At 49.6% G+C, this 18247-nt stretch carries 16 protein-coding genes and 3 tRNA genes; 12 read left to right on the forward strand and 7 right to left on the reverse strand.

The annotated features are described in order from the left end of the window. The first annotated feature begins 297 nt into the window (after nucleotides 1-297). A complete protein-coding gene (gene rhaS / locus ACM615_RS19330) occupies nucleotides 298-1125 on the forward strand; it encodes an HTH-type transcriptional activator RhaS (protein WP_113876289.1) in 828 nt (275 codons plus the stop codon). Between the two features lie 81 nt (nucleotides 1126-1206). Continuing rightward, nucleotides 1207-2079 (forward strand): HTH-type transcriptional activator RhaR, encoded by an 873-nt coding sequence (gene rhaR / locus ACM615_RS19335; RefSeq protein ID WP_113876290.1) that lies wholly within the window; start codon nucleotides 1207-1209, stop codon nucleotides 2077-2079. Between the two features lie 46 nt (nucleotides 2080-2125). On the opposite strand, the gene rhaT is transcribed toward rhaR, so the two are convergent. Beyond that, a complete protein-coding gene (gene rhaT, locus ACM615_RS19340) occupies nucleotides 2126-3160 on the reverse strand; it encodes an L-rhamnose/proton symporter RhaT (protein ID WP_112289043.1) in 1035 nt (344 codons plus the stop codon). A 599-nt stretch (nucleotides 3161-3759) separates the two neighbouring features. Further along, complete coding sequence (locus ACM615_RS19345; protein ID WP_113876291.1) at nucleotides 3760-4851, reverse strand: GGDEF domain-containing protein; 1092 nt, start codon at nucleotides 4849-4851, stop codon at nucleotides 3760-3762. 302 nt (nucleotides 4852-5153) lie between these two features. On the opposite strand from ACM615_RS19345, the gene ACM615_RS19350 reads away from it, so the two are divergent. Continuing rightward, on the forward strand, nucleotides 5154-5435 hold the full coding sequence (locus ACM615_RS19350; RefSeq protein WP_112289049.1) for a DUF1435 domain-containing protein: 282 nt from the start codon (nucleotides 5154-5156) through the stop codon (nucleotides 5433-5435). A gap of 133 nt (nucleotides 5436-5568) precedes the next feature. Here the strand turns inward: ACM615_RS19350 and ACM615_RS19355 are convergent. The 4 genes from ACM615_RS19355 to ACM615_RS19370 all read right to left on the reverse strand — a co-directional run bounded on the left by ACM615_RS19355 (nucleotide 5569) and on the right by ACM615_RS19370 (nucleotide 7040). After that, a tRNA-Leu gene (locus ACM615_RS19355) sits at nucleotides 5569-5655 on the reverse strand. Nucleotides 5656-5700: 45 nt separating this feature from the next. Next, a tRNA-Leu gene (locus ACM615_RS19360) sits at nucleotides 5701-5786 on the reverse strand. 36 nt (nucleotides 5787-5822) lie between these two features. Continuing rightward, a tRNA-Leu gene (locus ACM615_RS19365) sits at nucleotides 5823-5908 on the reverse strand. 193 nt (nucleotides 5909-6101) lie between these two features. Beyond that, complete coding sequence (locus ACM615_RS19370) at nucleotides 6102-7040, reverse strand: LysR family transcriptional regulator (protein ID WP_129639678.1); 939 nt, start codon at nucleotides 7038-7040, stop codon at nucleotides 6102-6104. A gap of 125 nt (nucleotides 7041-7165) precedes the next feature. On the opposite strand from ACM615_RS19370, the gene ACM615_RS19375 reads away from it, so the two are divergent. Beyond that, on the forward strand, nucleotides 7166-8158 hold the full coding sequence (locus ACM615_RS19375) for an aldo/keto reductase (protein ID WP_113876292.1): 993 nt from the start codon (nucleotides 7166-7168) through the stop codon (nucleotides 8156-8158). A gap of 4 nt (nucleotides 8159-8162) precedes the next feature. On the opposite strand, the gene rsmC is transcribed toward ACM615_RS19375, so the two are convergent. Further along, nucleotides 8163-9209 (reverse strand): 16S rRNA (guanine(1207)-N(2))-methyltransferase RsmC, encoded by a 1047-nt coding sequence (gene rsmC / locus ACM615_RS19380; protein WP_112289039.1) that lies wholly within the window; start codon nucleotides 9207-9209, stop codon nucleotides 8163-8165. Nucleotides 9210-9348: 139 nt separating this feature from the next. Here rsmC and ACM615_RS19385 point away from each other — a divergent pair, with 139 nt between their 5' ends. The 8 genes from ACM615_RS19385 to ACM615_RS19420 all read left to right on the forward strand — a co-directional run bounded on the left by ACM615_RS19385 (nucleotide 9349) and on the right by ACM615_RS19420 (nucleotide 18102). Continuing rightward, nucleotides 9349-9762 carry a DNA polymerase III subunit psi gene (locus tag ACM615_RS19385; RefSeq protein ID WP_112289038.1) on the forward strand — a complete coding sequence of 138 codons (414 nt, stop codon included), beginning with the start codon at nucleotides 9349-9351 and terminating at the stop codon, nucleotides 9760-9762. Continuing rightward, nucleotides 9731-10174 (forward strand): ribosomal protein S18-alanine N-acetyltransferase, encoded by a 444-nt coding sequence (rimI, locus tag ACM615_RS19390; protein ID WP_129639680.1) that lies wholly within the window; start codon nucleotides 9731-9733, stop codon nucleotides 10172-10174. Before ACM615_RS19385 ends, rimI begins: the two co-directional genes overlap by 32 nt. A gap of 103 nt (nucleotides 10175-10277) precedes the next feature. Then, nucleotides 10278-10583 carry a helix-turn-helix domain-containing protein gene (locus tag ACM615_RS19395; protein WP_120161979.1) on the forward strand — a complete coding sequence of 102 codons (306 nt, stop codon included), beginning with the start codon at nucleotides 10278-10280 and terminating at the stop codon, nucleotides 10581-10583. A gap of 2 nt (nucleotides 10584-10585) precedes the next feature. After that, nucleotides 10586-11845 carry a type II toxin-antitoxin system HipA family toxin gene (locus tag ACM615_RS19400; RefSeq protein WP_132966633.1) on the forward strand — a complete coding sequence of 420 codons (1260 nt, stop codon included), beginning with the start codon at nucleotides 10586-10588 and terminating at the stop codon, nucleotides 11843-11845. A gap of 163 nt (nucleotides 11846-12008) precedes the next feature. Continuing rightward, nucleotides 12009-13598: a peptide chain release factor 3 gene (gene prfC, locus ACM615_RS19405; RefSeq protein ID WP_112289034.1), complete on the forward strand. Its 1590-nt coding sequence runs from the start codon at nucleotides 12009-12011 to the stop codon at nucleotides 13596-13598. 414 nt (nucleotides 13599-14012) lie between these two features. Next, nucleotides 14013-16568: a PKD domain-containing protein gene (locus ACM615_RS19410; protein ID WP_431012363.1), complete on the forward strand. Its 2556-nt coding sequence runs from the start codon at nucleotides 14013-14015 to the stop codon at nucleotides 16566-16568. Between the two features lie 435 nt (nucleotides 16569-17003). After that, entirely contained in the window at nucleotides 17004-17594 is a 591-nt protein-coding gene (osmY, locus tag ACM615_RS19415; protein WP_112289032.1) for a molecular chaperone OsmY, read from the forward strand. Between the two features lie 346 nt (nucleotides 17595-17940). Then, entirely contained in the window at nucleotides 17941-18102 is a 162-nt protein-coding gene (locus tag ACM615_RS19420) for a DUF1328 domain-containing protein (protein ID WP_013577105.1), read from the forward strand. Nucleotides 18103-18247 lie beyond the last annotated feature (145 nt).

Here is an 18247-nt window from a genome sequence, read left to right on the forward strand (position 1 = left end):
GTTGTGGGGGCACCTTCCGGTGATTGCCACGGGTTTTGGCGGGATGGCAGCATTAAAAAGGTAGATGCGAGGCAGATCACATAACGGTTCAAAGCTGGCTGAAACTGTGAATTACCGCGTCTGAGTAATGCGGGGCAGGCGATTGTGATCGTTGCCGCAGATCTGCATCAAGGCTGGGGGAATCTTTAAAATATGACCGTTTATGACGTTTTTAACGCTGCGGTTTGAAGGTAAGAAAGCGGGGCACAAGGTAGGGTTGTTTCCCGAAACACAATGATTTTGAACCGGAGGCGATAAATGACGTTACTGAGAGGTGATGATTATTTTGCGGCACCTGAACTGACCGTGACGGTTGAGCGGCGGCTTCCGCAAGACGTATTCCCGGAGCACTACCATGATTTTCACGAGATTATGCTGGTGGAAAGCGGATCGGGTGTGCACATTTTTAATGACAATCCCTACACTCTGACCGCCGGTACGGTCTGTTTTGTCCGTGCCAGCGATCACCATCTTTTTGAAAATGTTGATAATCTTCGTCTGACCAATGTGTTGTTCCGTTCACCGAAAGCGTTCCGTTTTATTCAGGACGTCGGTCATTTTTTGCCGCAGGAACATCATTATCAGTCGCAGATCCACTGGCAGCTCAGCCCTTGCGTGTTCCAGCAGGTATTGAACTGCATTACTCAGCTGGAAGCATTACCGGACAGCGTTGAGATGGAACACATCGCTACGCGCGAAAGTCTGTTTTTACAACTGCTGATTTTGCTTTATCAGGATTGTTTCCAGCCACAATTGCGAGATACCTCGGAAAACCGGGTCAATCAGCTTTTGCAATGGCTCCAGTCACATTACAGTGAGGACGTTAACTGGACTGAAGCCGCAGAACGTTTTTCGCTGGCACTGCGAACCCTGCACCGGCAGATGAAGCATTACACGGGCATGACACCGCAGCGTTATCTCAACCGGCTGCGTTTACTCGAAGCGCGCCGTCGTTTACATCATAGCGATCAAAGTATTACCGATATCGCCTATGCCTGCGGGTTCAGTGACAGTAACCACTTCTCGACACAATTCCGTCGGGAGTTTTCGGTGTCGCCAAAACTCATGCGTGATCAGATGCGTTAAACGGCACCTCTCGCAGTTTCGGGAATATTTATCTGAACTGCCTCGTTTATATTGTCGTCAAACGGGTTTGAGATTGTCGCTATGTCGCTAAGACTTTTTAAAAATGACTTCTTTCTGACGGGAATAAATTCGGTTGTGGTGGCGGAACGTCATCCGCAGGCGGATTTCCCCAGTCACGATCATGATTTTGACGAGCTGGTGATTGTCTGGCGCGGCAACGGCCTGCATATCTGGAACGATATCCCTTATCCCATCACTTGCGGTGACCTGTTTTATATTAGTTCGCGGGATCGCCACAGTTACGAATCGGTCAACGAGCTGGCGCTGGATAACGTGCTCTTTTGCCGTGAGCGCTTCGGACTGGCGGCAGACTGGTCGCAATTATTGCCCGATGAGAATGTCAGTCAGGAGCAACGCTACTGGCGGCTGAGCACGCTTGGAATGTCGGTTTTACGCGATAAAGTGGATGAATTGGCAAAAGAATGTATGAAGTCGGAGCCGCTTTCCGTGCAACTGAGTGAAGCGTTACTGATGCAACTGGCACTCTTATTACTGCGTTTTCGCCAGCGTCCTGACAGCGGGGCATTACCCGATGCACATCAGCTGGATTTATTGCTGATGGCGCTGCGAGCAAACATCGCTGAATCATTCCATCTGGAGACATTCTGCCAGCAGCATGCGCTGAATCCCCGTGCTTTACGCTCGTTGTTCAAGCAGCACACCGGTATGAATGTGAGTCATTATTTGCGTCAGCTGAGGATTTGCCGGGCAATGAGTCTGTTGCGCTATGGCAGCATGACGATCAGTGATGTGGCGGCAGAATGCGGCTTCGATGACAGTAATTACTTCTCGGTGGTCTTCAGCCGCGCCTGTGGAGTATCCCCCCGTGATTACCGGCAGCGTTTTATCGGGCAGGGTGGGAAGATATCTTTGTCACTGATGACGGCAGAATAATTTCTGCCGTCTTTTAATGAGTGGTCTTTTGAAGTGTGTAGTGGATTTACAATGCCATTCCCAGACCGACGATATTAGCAGCCAGAATAATCACCAGCGCGCCGATACACAGAACGCGCACCGGTTTTTTCCCGACACCAAGCCATTCTTTCAGCACCAGACCCACGATGCCGCCGCACAGTACGTAGAAGCTCATGTGCAACATCCAGCTCATATAATCATATTCTGCCGGAATGCTCGCATGACCCCAGGCGTAGAAGAAGAACTGCAGATACCACATCACGCCGCCGATAATGGAGAAAATGGCATTGGTGAGCAGCAGGGATTTCGCCACAGACATATCAGCCCGGAACGAAATGGTTTTGCGGGTTGCCAGGCGGACGAAGCAGAAGCCCAGGTTCACGATGGCGCCGCCTCCCATGATAACGACGTAACTTGGCAGTGCGACATACAGCGGGTCAATGCCCAATGCGCGTGCGGCCTCGTGCATCGGGACAGCGGCACTCATGGCAAAAGACATACCGGCGGAGAAAATCCCGCACATCACCGCCAGAATCAGCCCCTTACGCAGATTGAACTCTTCAGCTTTAATGCCCAGTGCTTTTTCTTTCAGGAAGCCTGCATAGCTGACTATAGCTACGCCGATGACCGCAACAAATACACCGAGCAGCGTAAGCTGGCCGCCGGTTGTGCCGAACAGCATGCCGATTTTGCCCTGAAGAATAGGGGTCATCAGCGTACCGATAATCAAGGTGATACCGATGGCGATGCCGATCCCCATTGACATGCCAAGATAGCGCATGGTCAGGCCATAGTTGATATTGCCGATGCCCCACATCGCGCCAAAAAGGAAAATGGGCAGCAGGGTTGCGAAGGTGAATGATCCGTAATAGGCCCAAAAATCAGGCAGCAGGACGTAGCTGACTGCCCACGGCAGGATGATCCATGAAAAGAAGCCGCCCAGCGACCACATGGTTTCCCATGACCAATGTTTTACTTGTTTGAATGGCGCATAGAAGCAAGCTGCGCTGGCTGCTCCTATCAGATGCCAGATAATCCCTAAAGCTATCGAACTGTTCATACACCGGACCTTTTTATGTAGAGAAACGTACTGGTGAAGAGATAAGTAATAAATGCCACGCCTAACTGTTCCTTCAGAAATCAGGGCTGCGGCTGGCCGTTAGTGTAAGAAGTGTCCGGCAGAGCAACCTTCCGGTCAGTGCCACGGGCAAATGAGCGCTGGCACTCGCCGGAAGGTCAGGGTGAGTCAGTTCACAGATTAAGAAATGGAGAGAATAATGGTGTTAAAACAACAGAGTAGCGTGTTTTTTTTGACGCAGGGAATGAGAAGGATGAATGCAGCTGGCAGGTCGGTCAGTACATTGAAACGAGGGTGTTTAGGATTATCTTTATCGGGGTTATTAAGGCAGGGCTGAAAGATGACAATGGATTATTTAAGCAGATTGATGAAATCGAAAAGTAACATTGTTCAGTAACATTCGACATGATAAATAAGCTGTTTCGCTTTTAGCCAGAATCGTGAATCTGGCTAAAAGCTGAATGATTATGCAACAGAAATGAATGTCCGGCCTTTAATAAAGACTATCTGTCCACTTTAAATATGTCACAGGAAAATAAAAACAATAAACACGCTGTTATCATTGTTACTTTCAAACACTATCAGGCCATTCTTTCTTCAATGGATGCCTCAACGGTTTCCTCTTCCCACGCATAAAATATCTTATTGCGGCCGCTATTTTTTGCGTTATAGAGAGAGGTATCTGCTTTACCTAAAGCCTGAATAAAGTCGCCTTCATCCAGTGCAGCCAGTCCGGCACTTACTGTGACGTGGGTCGATACCTGCGCATTAAACAAATGCGGGATATTCAACCCGAGGACTTTATTCTGGATACGTTCGGCCATGCGAACTGCGTGTTCCTGTTTCACATTGGACATCAGCACCAGAAATTCTTCTCCCCCGTAGCGCACAACTACGTCGCGCGAGCGCACGGCATCACGGATGGCAGCAGACACGCGCACCAGCGCCTGGTCGCCCATCGTATGGCCATAATTGTCGTTGTAGGCTTTGAAGTGATCGATATCCAGCAGCATGACGTAGTGACCGGAGGCCTGATTAAACAGGGTTTCCAGTTTGTTTTGCAGTCCGCGCCGGTTGTACAGGCCAGTGAGCGGATCCAGCATACTCAGGTCGCTGAATTTCTCCCGCTCGCTGTAAAGGTTGGATAGCATTCTGCGTGTAAATTCATCGCTGCGTTTTAACATCAGGTGATGCAACCACAGGCCTATCAGTGGCAGGGAAACGGTAAATAAGATACGCCCGATATGTTGAAAATCGTCGAGAAAGATGACGCAAATAGTCGAAGGTACTGCGTGGAGGCAAAAAGCCAGAAAATTATCTGATAAAGCGATAGCACTGATAAAGAATATACTGAGCAAACTGACCAGCAGATAATTTTTATCTGTCTGACTAATTTCAGCAAAACGAAATGCAATTTGCCATCCCCATAACAGCCCGACGATGACAGAACACATATTCAGATGCGCAGAATAATTTTTCTTACTGAAAAATGAAAATATTAATCCTGCTCCGCAAAGACCAAAAATCAGTACCAGCGGAAAAGGCATTGACGATGCGCCTTCTGGCGGATAAACCATGGAAAATAGCGCAGTGGCACTATTTAAAAAAAAGAATAGCAACATCGCCAGCCGATGTTTGCTTTTCAGCAGCTCATCATAGGAATGAGATATCATCAAATTTACTCTATTTAGCGTGTGTTGGTCTGAATAGATAAAGTGTTTTATCGCCTTATACCGCGGGTGTATTCCGTGTAAACAGGCTAATAGTTCAAATGGGTAATTATTAGAATTCAATAAATATCGTTATTAGTGTCACTATTTTGTAGGGCTGCATGGCTAATTTGTTTTACGGCTTCAAAATTAGCACTTTTGTCGACAGGTGTCACCCTAAGGGAGGGTACCGCTGCAAATAGGTGGTAAATGAGAAAAAATCCTATATGATATTGGTTCTCATTATCAACGTTTGGAGCAAGGTTATGATACCGGCGATTGTCATAGCATGTGGGATCTGGGCGGTTGTCTGGATACTGGGTAAGCGTCTCACCAGTGGCTGGGGTGTGTTGCTGCCCTGTGCGCTGATGCCTTTGCTGGCGCTGACGCATATGACGCTCGACCAGCTACGGATGCTCGTGGTAGTCGCAATGCTGGCGACGCTGGTCATGTTGTTTCATCGCACGTTACGTCACTATATGCTGTTGCCGTCATTTATGGCGCTGGCAGGTGGACTGGCTGCGGTCACGTTGAATTTTAGTCTATAGTGATAAGTGATTGTTACAAAAAAGGAATCAAAAGAGATGAAAAACAGGAAGCACAGTAAAGCCGCAGGGATTTTTTATTTTCTGAAAGCGAGAGAGTTGATACAGGAAGGAAAAGCCGGAGAACAGAATCATGTGGTGCGAAGAGAGGGACTTGAACCCTCACGTCCGTAAGAACACTAACACCTGAAGCTAGCGCGTCTACCAATTCCGCCACCTTCGCACAGATGATTTCTGCTTACTGCTGATTTGATTTATATCACCGGAGTGGTGCGAAGGGAGGGACTCGAACCCTCACATCCGAAGGACACTAACACCTGAAGCTAGCGCGTCTACCAATTCCGCCACCATCGCGTACCGTGCCGTGCAATATAAATCTTGTGGTTGTTTTGGTGCGAAGGGAGGGACTCGAACCCTCACATCCAAAGGACACTAACACCTGAAGCTAGCGCGTCTACCAATTCCGCCACCATCGCTTCCAATTGATTACTGTGTTGATGCATTCATCGGAATGTCATCAGCAAGTAACACAACCACGGGGGCGAATTCTAGAGATTTTCCCACAGGCGTCAATAGTTATTTCCCCCATTTCGGACGTTTGATGTAAAAAACAGCATATTCACCGTGAATGGTTCAGTGTGCCAGAGAGTCCTCAGGGTAATCGATGGTTTAATCAACGATTTTTCCCGGAATGGCTTTCTGATTGTCCGGTTGAACGGGGCTGGAAAACAGGGTGATCAGCCAGTCAAGCAGCACACGGATCCTTGGCGCAAGAAAACGGCCTGGCGGGTACATGATGTATAACGGCATCGGCGGTGGAAGATGCTGATGCAATACTTCTACCAGTTCGCCCTTTTCCAGTTCCTGCGCCATCGCCAGTTCTGAAGCCTGTATCAGTCCGAAACCGGCTTTTGCGGCAGCGACATAAGCGTCAGCGCCGCTGACGGTCAGTTTGCTGGGTAATTGTCGCTTTTCAACCTTTCCGTCAGTCATGAAATCCAGATGCGAATCAGCCCGCTGATGGGCAAAAAAGTAGCCGACAGCCTGATGTCCGGCGAGATCTTCCGGCGTTTCGGGTATACCGAATTTCGCTAAATACTCAGGCGAGGCACAGGTGATTTGTTTCAAATCCACCAGATGGCGCGACTGCAAATTGTCATCTTCTGAAGGCCAGGCGCGCACCACGCAATCCACACCCTGATCGAGCAGATTGATGGCGTTGTCATTGGCGCTGACGCTCAGGGTAATTTGCGGGTAGCGCTGGTAAAACGCCGGTAACGCGGGGATTACCATCACGCGTGCCAGAGAATGCGGCATATCGATGCGCACAATGCCTGTGGGCTGATTTTTGTGATGTGCAAACAGGGCGTCGGATTCTTCCAGCGCCGAGATCAGTTGCAGACAGCGCTGGTAGTAAATTTTGCCTTCGTCGGTGATTTTCACCTGCCGCGTGGTGCGTAAAAACAGGCGAACCCCGAGCTTCTGTTCCAGCCGTTTAAGAGTCGTGCTGACTGTCGCTCGTGGCAGATTCAGGTCTTCCGCTGCACGGCTAAAACTTTCCAGTTCGGCAATACGGATAAAAATTTTCATCGCCAGAATTTGGTCCATCACTTCCCCGCTGATTGTTTGCGATTTATGAACAGTGTTGCACGTTTTCACTGATTTATCTTTCCTGACATAACAACCACACTTCACTTCGTTACTTCCCTCTTAGAGTCAAAAAGGAAAATCCGATGAAACAACGTCAGTTGGGTAAAAACGGTCCGATGGTGTCTGCACTGGGACTGGGTTGCATGGGCATGAGCGATTTCTATACCACCGGTCAGGATCATAAAGAATCGATGGCAACGCTGGAGCGGGCGCTCGAAATAGGCGTCACGATGTTTGATACCGCCGATGTTTACGGGCCGTATACCAATGAAGAACTGCTCGGGCGCTTTCTGAAAGGGCGTCGCAATCAGGTCTTTTTAGCCACCAAATTCGGTATTGTGCGCGACCCGGCTAACCCGCAGGCGCGCGGGACCAATGGTCACCCTGATTATGTCCGCAAGTCGGTAGAGGGTAGCCTGAAGCGTCTGGGCACCGAGGTTATCGACCTTTATTATCAACACCGTCCGGATCCCACCGTGCCGGTTGAAGACACCATGGGCGCGCTGTCCGATCTGGTGCGTGAAGGGAAGATCCGTTATATCGGGCTGAGCGAAGTGCCGGTGAGTATTCTGGAAAGGGCGCATAAAGTTCATCCGGTCACCGCGTTGCAGACGGAATATTCACTCTGGTCGCGGGATGTGGAAGCCGATATTTTACCGGCGTGTGAACGGCTTGGGATCGGTTTCGTGCCTTACAGCCCGCTGGGTCGAGGCTTTCTGACCGGACAAATCCGTTCAGTGGATGATCTGGATGCAGACGATTACCGTCGTGAAAGTCCGCGTTTTCAGGGCGAAAACTTCGCGAAGAATCTGCAACTGGCGGAAAAAATCGGGGAACTGGCGCAGGAGAAAGGCGTGAAACCGTCGCAGCTGGCGCTGGCATGGGTACTTTCACGTGGCGACAACATGGTGCCGATCCCTGGCACCAAGCGTCGTCATTATCTTGAGGAAAACATCGCCGCGCTTGATGTCTCCCTGAGTGAAGCCGAAATCGCGGCGATCGAAGCAGTGTTTCCTTTCCGCGTGGCAGCGGGTGACCGCTACAACGCAGAAATGATGCGTATTCTCAGCGTCTGACTGATTAACGTTTTTTCTTTTTCAAATCGCGCGGTGGACGGCCACGGACGGCTCTGTAAACCTTAAAGCGGCCGTTCTGTGCCAGCACTTCATGGCTGCCAAAAGCATCATCGAGCAGGGCGGCATACGGCAGGAAGGCGTTAGCCACAATGCGCAGTTCACCGCCAATGTTCAGATGGCCCACTGCGCCACGGATCAGCTGCTCAGCCGCTGTCAGGCTGGTTTGCAGACCTTCGTGGAATGGCGGGTTGGAGATGATCATGTCAAAACGACCGGCAATGTCGGAATAGACGTTGCTGGCGATCACTTCGCCCGGCAGGTCGTTCGCCGCCAGTGTGGCGCGGCTGGCTTCTATAGCGGCAGCGCTCACATCACTGAGCGTGACTTTCATCTTCGGCGAGTACATGGCCAGTACCGAAGCCAGCACGCCGGAACCGCAAGCCACATCCAGCACTTTGCCTTTCACCGGTTCTTCAAACGTGTTGATCAGCAGCAGGCTTCCGCTGTCCAGACCTTCACGGCTGAACACGCCCGGCAGGGTTTTGATGGTCACTTCTTCGACCATGTACTGATCCCACCAGCCGTCGGCATCAAATTCAGGCTGTTTTTCCAGACGACCATGATACAAACCGCAACGACGCGCGCTGTCGATTTTGCTCAGTTCACACAGACCTTCCAGCGTGGTTTCAGCGCTGCGTACGCCACTGCGGTTTTCACCGATGACAAACACGTCAATGCCGACCGGCAACTGTGAAAGTAAGTTGAACAGCTGGAATTTCGCTTCCAGTTTGCTTTTCGGCCAGTAATACACCAGCACATCGCAAGGCGCGATAAGCTCAGCGTCAGCCAGTAAACCGAACTGAACGTTTTCGCCCAGACTTTTGCTGAGCATCTGCCAGTGATGATACATATTGGTGTGAACGCGGACTTCTTCGGCGTCAATTTCAGCTGGCAGATTGTCTTGTAAGTCGCCGGCGAACAATACGCGGCGGCCTTCGAATTCTTCGCTATGGCGCAGTATGACTTCGCTGGCCGGAGTTAATGCAGACATCGGGGTGAGGCTCCTCAGGAATGAACGCGGGATTATATACTCTTCGCCTCTGATTGAGTAATCGAGCTTTATTGGCGCATATTCGCTGTGTTTGCTAGCATAGCCGGGCTTTTCGCACTTCAACCGGCAGGAAACAGGCATGGCATCCAGACGAGACACACTGTTACAGCAACTGGGGATCACCCAGTGGACGCTGCGCCGGCCCGCGGTTTTACAGGGCGAAGTGGCGGTCAGCCTGCCTGCGGACACTAAACTGCTGATTGTGGCAGATGTTCCTCCTGCGGAAGATGACCCGCTGGTCACCGATGTTTTACGCAGTCTGGCACTGGGTGCTCATCAGGTTTATCGCCTGACGCCGGAACAGGTCGCCATGTTGCCTGAAGATACCCGCTGCAATGTCTGGCGACTGGGGTTAAGCGAACCGCTAACTCTCGCCGGTCCGCAGTTATCCAGTCCGGCTCTGGCCGAACTCTATCAAGACGCCGGCGCAAAACGCGCGCTCTGGCAGCAGATCTGTGAAAATGAACAACATTTCTATCCTGACCATCGCTGATCTTCCCCGCGCATTTGAAATTGAGCAGGCCAGCCATGCCTTTCCGTGGACGGAAAAAACGCTGGCCAGCAATCAGGGCGAGCGCTATCTGAATCTCAAGATCATGCAGGGCGACGTGATGGCCGGTTTTGCTATCACCCAAATCGTTCTCGACGAAGCGACGCTTTTCAATATTGCCATCGATCCCGCTTTTCAGCGTCAGGGCTTAGGCCGCACATTGCTGGAAGAAGTGATACAACAGCTTGAGCAGAAAGATGTTTTCACGTTATGGCTCGAAGTCCGCGCCTCTAACGCTAAGGCTATCGCGCTCTATGAAAGCCTCGGTTTTAACGAACTCTCCGTTCGCCGCAATTACTATCCCGCCGCACAAGGCCGCGAAGATGCCATTATGATGGCGCTCCCGCTGGGGTAAAAACAGCTAACTTGTTGTAATCTACACATCAATACATCTAATAAGTTGTATTGATGTGCTATGACAACTAATCTGTTGTTAAGCCATGCGAACGGACAGCCTCATGAAAACCCTCAAGCAACTCCCGGAACTTCTGAAACAAAGAAGAATACAACTGGATCTGAATCAGAAGGATATGCTGATGCGAATCGGTATGTCTCAGCAACAGTACCAGCGTATTGAAGCCGGGGCCGATCCGCGACTTTCGACTCTTCTACGCATTCTGGAGGGTATGGATCTGGAAATGATGCTGGTGCCGCGTCAGCGGGTGCAGGAAATTGAGGCATTACTGGAGGGGACGTCGAGACTGACGGTGAATGAAAGCCAACCAGACAGCTGGAATGACCTTCTGCATGATCTGGACGATTAGCCATGACAAAACAAACAGAGTCTGTCGAAGCACTGGCTTTATATTTACATGATCAGCGGATTGGCGTACTGGCTCATTATTCCGGCAGCCGAAATATCCTGACTTTCGACCCTGCTTATGCGGCTTTATCTTGGGAGGATAAGCCGGTTTTTACATTGTCACAAAAGTCACACTCTGATTACTTGCATCGCCCGCTGGTTTCTTCTCTCCGTTTACCCCCTGTACTTTCTAATTTGTTACCGGAAGGGGCTTTGCGGGCATGGATGACGCAGTCACTAAAAATCCATCACGATTCAGAATTCCCTTTACTGGCGTATGCGGGAAAAAATCTTCCGGGTGCATTGCGGGTCAGACCCGTCCTCAGAGATGAAATGCCAGCCTGGGCTAAAGTGTCTCGTGGCGACCGGCTTGAGCCTGTTCAGATAGATGTTAGTCAGCAGGCCGATAAGTTTTCGCTGGCTGGCGTTCAGCTGAAGTTTTCTGTACAGCAGGAACAAGGACGCTTCAACGTCAGCGCTGAAATCGGCGAAGATAGCTGGATAATCAAAACGCCTTCGGTAGTGCATCCTTCGCTCGCGGAGAATGAATTCACTGCCATGACACTTGCGGCAAGTGCGGGGGTTGAAATCCCTGAGATCAAGCTGATCCGTCTTTCTGAAATCGATAACTTGCCCGACATTCGCCTTCCTGATGAGCCTTTTGCTTTTAGCATTAAGCGTTTTGACCGCAGTCCTGCCGGGCGTATACACACGGAAGATTTTGCTCAAATTTTTGAGGTGTATGCCCATCGGAAATACGGGCGCCATAACTATGAACAAATCGCAGCGGTGCTTGATCGTGTTGGTTCTGCCGGGTTGGCTGATGTGCAGCAAATGGCACGCCGGTTACTGGTCAATATCCTGCTGGGAAATGGCGATGCGCATTTGAAAAACTGGTCGGTTATCTATCCTGACGGAATAAATGCCCGACTCTCTCCGGCTTATGACATCGTGAGCACGCGAATTTATATGCAGGATGAACAAGGAGTGGCACTGAATATGGCCCGGGAAAAACGCTGGGCTGTGATCGATTTCGCTACTTTTGAAAAATGGACATACCGAATCGGGGTGTCATGGCCTGCGATAAAAGTGCATTTGAATGATGTGCTGAGTATTGCTCGCAAAGAATGGCAAGACAGGCTTGATTCGCTCCCTATGGCCGATGCGCATAAAGTGATTTTGCGACGCCATTGGGCTTCATTGCCTTCTGACTTCAAACTCTGAGTTTTTCTCGCACACACCATACAAAAAAACCATTGATTGCCCATCCCGGCTAAATCAGTGAAAATAGCCGGCTATAACTTTTATTACCGCTTTGCCTGACGTCATCTTCTGACGTGATGTTAAATCCTATGCAGGGCGGACCAACCGCAGAAACGTGAAAAACATGTCTCCAAGTGAATACGCCCTTGAAGTGGCCAAGCGCCGCACATTTGCCATCATCTCTCACCCCGATGCCGGTAAAACTACAATTACTGAAAAAGTGCTGTTATTCGGACAGGCCATTCAGACCGCCGGTACAGTAAAAGGCCGCGGCTCCAGCCATCATGCCAAATCCGACTGGATGGAAATGGAAAAACAACGTGGTATCTCCATCACTACGTCCGTGATGCAGTTCCCGTACAAACAGTGTCTGGTTAACCTGCTCGACACCCCGGGGCATGAAGACTTCTCCGAAGATACCTACCGTACCCTGACCGCGGTTGACTGCTGTCTGATGGTGATCGACGCTGCGAAAGGTGTTGAAGACAGGACCCGTAAACTGATGGAAGTTACCCGTCTGCGTGATACGCCGATCCTGACTTTCATGAACAAACTCGACCGTGACATCCGTGACCCGATGGAAGTGATGGACGAAGTGGAGCGCGAGCTGAAAATTGCCTGTTCTCCGATTACCTGGCCGATCGGCTGCGGTAAATTGTTCAAAGGGGTTTACCACCTCTATAAAGATGAAGTGTATCTGTACCAGACCGGTAAAGGTCACACCATTCAGGAAGTTCGCGTCGTTAAAGGCCTGGATAACCCTGAGCTGGATGCTGCTGTCGGCGAAGATCTGGCTGTGCAACTGCGTGAAGAGCTGGAACTGGTTCAGGGTGCATCCCATGAATTCGATCACGAAGCTTTCCTGCAGGGCGAACTGACGCCGGTATTCTTCGGTACTGCACTCGGTAACTTTGGTGTTGATCACATGCTCGACGGTCTGGTGGACTGGGCGCCTGCGCCGATGCCACGTAAAACTGACCTGCGCGAAGTGAAAGCCGATGACGAGAAATTCACCGGTTTTGTGTTTAAAATTCAGGCCAATATGGATCCGAAACACCGTGACCGCGTGGCATTCATGCGTGTGGTGTCCGGTAAGTATGAAAAAGGCATGAAACTGCGTCAGGTGCGTACGGGTAAAGATGTGGTGATTTCTGACGCGCTGACCTTTATGGCCGGTGACCGTTCACACGTTGAAGAAGCCTATCCGGGCGATATCATCGGCCTGCACAACCACGGCACGATTCAGATTGGCGACACCTTTACTCAGGGTGAGAACATGAAGTTCACCGGCATTCCTAACTTTGCCCCTGAACTGTTCCGTCGTATCCGCCTGCGCGACCCGCTGAAGCAGAAACAGTTGCTGAAAGGGCTGGTACAGCTTTCAGAAGAAGGTGCGGTACAGGTGTTCCGTCCGATCTCTAATAACGACTTAATCGTTGGTGCGGTCGGTGTGCTGCAGTTTGAAGTGGTCGTGGCGCGTCTGAAAAGCGAATACAACGTTGAAGCGATTTACGAATCCGTGAACGTTTCTACCGCCCGTTGGGTTGAATGCAACGACGTGAAGAAGTTCGAAGAATTCAAACGCAAGAACGAAACCAATCTGGCGCTCGATGGCGGCGATAATCTGGCCTACATCGCCCCAACCATGGTGAACCTGAATCTGGCTTCAGAGCGTTATCCTGAAGTGAAATTCCGTAAAACCCGCGAACATTAATCTGTTCTGTTTCTGGAAAGGCGACATTTATGTCGCCTTTTTTATTACTTCTGAATTTAACATTAATTAAATATATATTAATTCACTTGCTTAATTGCGCTCTATTATTACATTCCTGTATGTTTAAATGCAGAGAATATGTCTGGCTTATTAAATAATCTTAATTGTAATTATTAGTGCGATCTATTAGTTTTTGATTAGTTTGTTTCCTAATAGATATGTCATTATACGCATGCCACAAATTACTTCATATTTATTTGATATGTATCGCAATCAACACATGCTTTGCATTTATGGATTAATAAATAAATTCTCAATTCACCATAGTTTCAAATACGTTTTCTCGTAAAACATATATGTATTCTATGAATACCCCGCCGTGGCAATGATATATATATATAAGGAATGTAAGTTATGAAAATGAATAAAATCACACAGATGTTGTGTGTTGCCGGTCTGACGATGGCCTCTGCCAGCGCCTTTGCGCTTGAAGCGTGGAATGGACAGGAAGGCGGCGACACCTATGAAGTTATCTTCGACGGCGGCGTTTACTCTAACGCCTGGTGGGTCGGTGCCACCAATTGCCCGGGCACGGCTGAACAAGATCAGGGTGCCAACCCGTGGCGTAAAGTACGCGACGCATCCGCGACTGAAATGAGCCAGTATGGCAACCCGACAGTTTGTGAGATCGCCGGTGACGGTACCCAGAATAATTATGTCAATTATGACAGCAGCCGTGATTATTTAGCCGGTGATATTGTCCTGGCAAATGGCATGACGTACAAAACGTCTAAAGCAACGCCTGCACACAGTTTCGCACCAGCAGAAAATAACCCGTGGGTAGCTTATGCACCGACGCCGGTCTGGAGCAGCAGCACAACCTATAATCAGGGTGATAAAGTTCAGAAAGACGGTGTGATGTATGAAGCTCTGTTCTACACCGTTAATAATGATCCGTCTCTGGCAGCCAATCAAAACCCTGAGGGAAATAACGGCCATCCGTGGAAACCGTTAGGTGCAGTACAATCTTATTCTCAGGATCAAATTGATAACGCGCCAACGTTGAATATCAATACATTATATCCTGCTAATTCATTGGTGAAATATAACGGCAAGAATTATCAGTCTGCTGTCATCGTTCAGAAAGTGAAACCAGACGATGTAACACCATGGGCTGTTTATATGGACTGGAGCGGCACCAAAGAGCGAGTGGGTACGCCGAAGAATCCATGGCCTGCCCAGTTCTATGCGCCATATGTCGATTTTACCTTAAACATGCAACCTGACCTGGTAGGTCTGGCGAAAAACCAGAACGTTAACCACTTCACCATGGCCTTTATGGTCGCTAAAGATGCTAATACCTGTGTACCGACGTGGGGCACTGCTTACAGCGTCACCAACTATGCACAATACAGCAAAATCAAAGCATTGCGCGAAGCGGGCGGCGATATCATGGTATCGATCGGCGGCGCGAACAATGCACCACTGGCTGCTGCCTGTAATAACGTGAATGATCTGGCCCAGCATTATTACGATATCGTTGAGAACCTTAATCTTCAGGTGCTTGATTTCGATATCGAAGGCAACTGGCTGGCGGATAAAGAATCTATCCAGCGTCGCAATGCTGCCGTCAAATTGGTGCAGGATCGTTGGGCTGCCGAAGGCCGTCACATCGGTATCTGGTATACCTTGCCTGTTCTGCCAACCGGTCTGACCCATGAAGGGATGGAAGTGTTGCAGGATGCCAAAGATCAGGGCGTGGTGCTTACCGGTGTAAACGTGATGGCGATGGACTACGGCAACATTCAATGCCAGTCAGCCAACACTGAAGGCCAGAATATCCATGGCAAATGTGCGACGTCGGCTATCGACAATCTGTTTGCTCAGGTGAAAGGTTTATACCCTGAGAAGAGCGCGGCGCAGGTTTACGCCATGCTGGGTACGACCCCGATGATTGGCTATAACGACGTGCAGGGTGAAGTGTTCTATCTTTCTGATGCCCGTCTCGTTTACCAGCAGGCGAAAGATTATGGCCTGGGTATGATTGGTGCATGGTCTATGGCTCGCGATCAGCCGGGTGTTTCTGGGCAAGTTTCCGCAGAACACAGTGGTATGACACCGGAACAGGCTCCGCTCTATGCTTACAGCCAAATCTTTGCGCCAATCACTAGCGGTTCAGTCGCACCGGTAGCAACCAATACACCACCGGTCGCGAATGCGGGTATGGCTCAGCAGGTTAACGGCATCGGCGTGATTACACTGGATGGTTCCGCCAGTACCGATAAAGACGGCGACAGCCTGACTTATCAGTGGAAACAAGTTTCCGGCCCGGCAGTGACGCTGCAAAACAGCAATTCAGCTAAAGCGACATTCAGCGTGGCGCAACCGGTGACCAATGCGGTGTACACCTTCTCTCTGACCGTGAGTGACAGCGAAGGCAGCACCACGGCGCAAACCAGCGTGAATGTGATTGATGCCTCTAAACCTGTCGCACCGTCCGTTACCCTTGAATCTACGTATACCGTGACTTCAGGTGAATCGCTGACACTGACAGCAAAAGTGACCGATCCGGATACGCAGGCTGCTGATTTGCATTATCAGTGGACTAATCCGGCTGGATTGCCAGTCGTACCGGCTCAGGGTGCAGCATCCAATACTGAAGTCATTAATGCACCACAAGTGACCGTTGATACACGCTTCACTGTTGACGTGACCGTGACCGATAACACCGGTTTAACGGATACCGCAACCACCACGGTTCTGGTAAAAGCTAAAGCGGCGGCGGCAGGTTACGACTATGTTTACCCGGAAAGCAGCGAGAAATACGTGGCGGGTACTAAGGTATTAGGCAGTGATGGCAGCATCTATCAGTGCAAACCTTTCCCATACTCTGGCTGGTGTGGTCAGGCGGCCTGGGCTTATGCACCAGCTACCGGTACTAACTGGCAGGATGCATGGGACAAGCAGTAATCTAAAACCAAAGTCTGATTTTTAAAGCAAATTTTTAACCCAATAATGCCAAATGGCTCCTTTTACAGGAGCCATTTTTTTATCTGAAGCGTGTCCGCCTCCAGATATTTCCTATCACTATGCCGATATTTTGTGCAAATTTAGGGGGAAACCTTCGGACTTGTCTGCATTAGGGTCCCTATTCGACGATCTTCCTACACATTTGATCATTCTTGACTATATTAAATGTGTGTTCAGGAAATGGTGGCTTAAAGCACTACATTAAAGTCACTCAACAGAGAGTTATATCGCGAGGCGATTAAAAGCCAGAATAAAACGATGTACTCTGCTACAAGGACAGTAAAAACAGCAGCAATACAATTTGTTAGAAGGCGTCACCAAGAATGTGACGTACAGAGCCGAAATCAAGGCTTATAAACCGAAAGGAAGAAATCGATGAAAAACTCTAAATTTGCCTATTCCATGATGGCCGTAGTACTGGGTACCGCACTGATGAGCGGCAGCGCTCTGGCTGCGACGACTACAGATAGCGCAGGTGCAAAAATCGATAGCTCCATGAAGAAAGTTGATAACTACATGGGCGACAGCGCCATCACAGCGAAAGTAAAAAGTGCACTGGTGGATGATAAAGCCATCAAAAGCAGCGACATTTCCGTGACTACCAATGCAGGCGTTGTTACGCTGAGCGGTTTCGTTGGTTCACAGGCTGAAGCTGAGCAGGCGGTTGCTGCCGCAACTAAAGTTGAAGGTGTGAAATCTGTCAGTGACAAACTGCACACCAAAGACAGCAAAGACCAGAGCGTGAAAGGCTATGCGGGCGACAGCGCAACAACAGCGTCTGTGAAAGCAAAACTGCTGGCCGATGACATTGTCCCTTCACGTAATGTAAAAGTTGAAACCACCGACGGCGTAGTACAGCTTTCCGGTGCAGTGAAAGACCAGGCACAGTCTGACCGTGCTGAAAGCGTTGCGAAAACCGTTGATGGCGTGAAAAGCGTCAAAAATGACCTGAAAGTCGCACCGTAACGATATTCTGCTCTACCTGTAGTACAAGACCTGAAGTACAAGACCTGAAGTACAAGGCGCCTTCTCACGGGCGGGCGCCTCATCTTTTGAATAACGCATAACAATATTTGTGTTGCCCGCTGAATATTCGGGACGGATAAGATTTGCCTGATTTCGGAAAAATATCGTGTCAGAAGCTCTAACACTTTAATTTTTCGACTACCTTTATTAAGTAAGAAGTTTTGTTCCCGGCATACGGTCGGGAGATAAAGTGTCAAAAGGCAGATGTTTAACAGTGAGTCCGGCCCGAAGCGGGGCACCACCTTTTAAACTGGCAAAGTGAAAATAGGGTATAAAGGAGAAGCTTATGTTTCGTTGGGGCATTATTTTTCTAATCATCGCGTTAATCGCGGCGGCTCTCGGTTTCGGTGGTTTGGCGGGTACAGCTGCCTGGGCTGCAAAAATCGTCTTCGTAGTCGGTATCATTCTGTTCCTGGTCAGCCTGTTTACCGGTCGTAAACGACTCTGACCGCATCAATGATTTGATGCCAAAAAGTGTTAATGAATGACATCGCCCCCTTCAATGAAGGGGGCGATTCTTTTTATGTGCGATCTGGCTGTTAACAGGACGTAACGATTTTATCGCTGAAATTTGGCAAGAATTTCACGTAAAT

The sequence above is a fragment of the Rahnella sp. PAMC25617 genome, from assembly GCF_050606005.1.
Lineage (GTDB): Bacteria > Pseudomonadota > Gammaproteobacteria > Enterobacterales > Enterobacteriaceae > Rahnella > Rahnella variigena.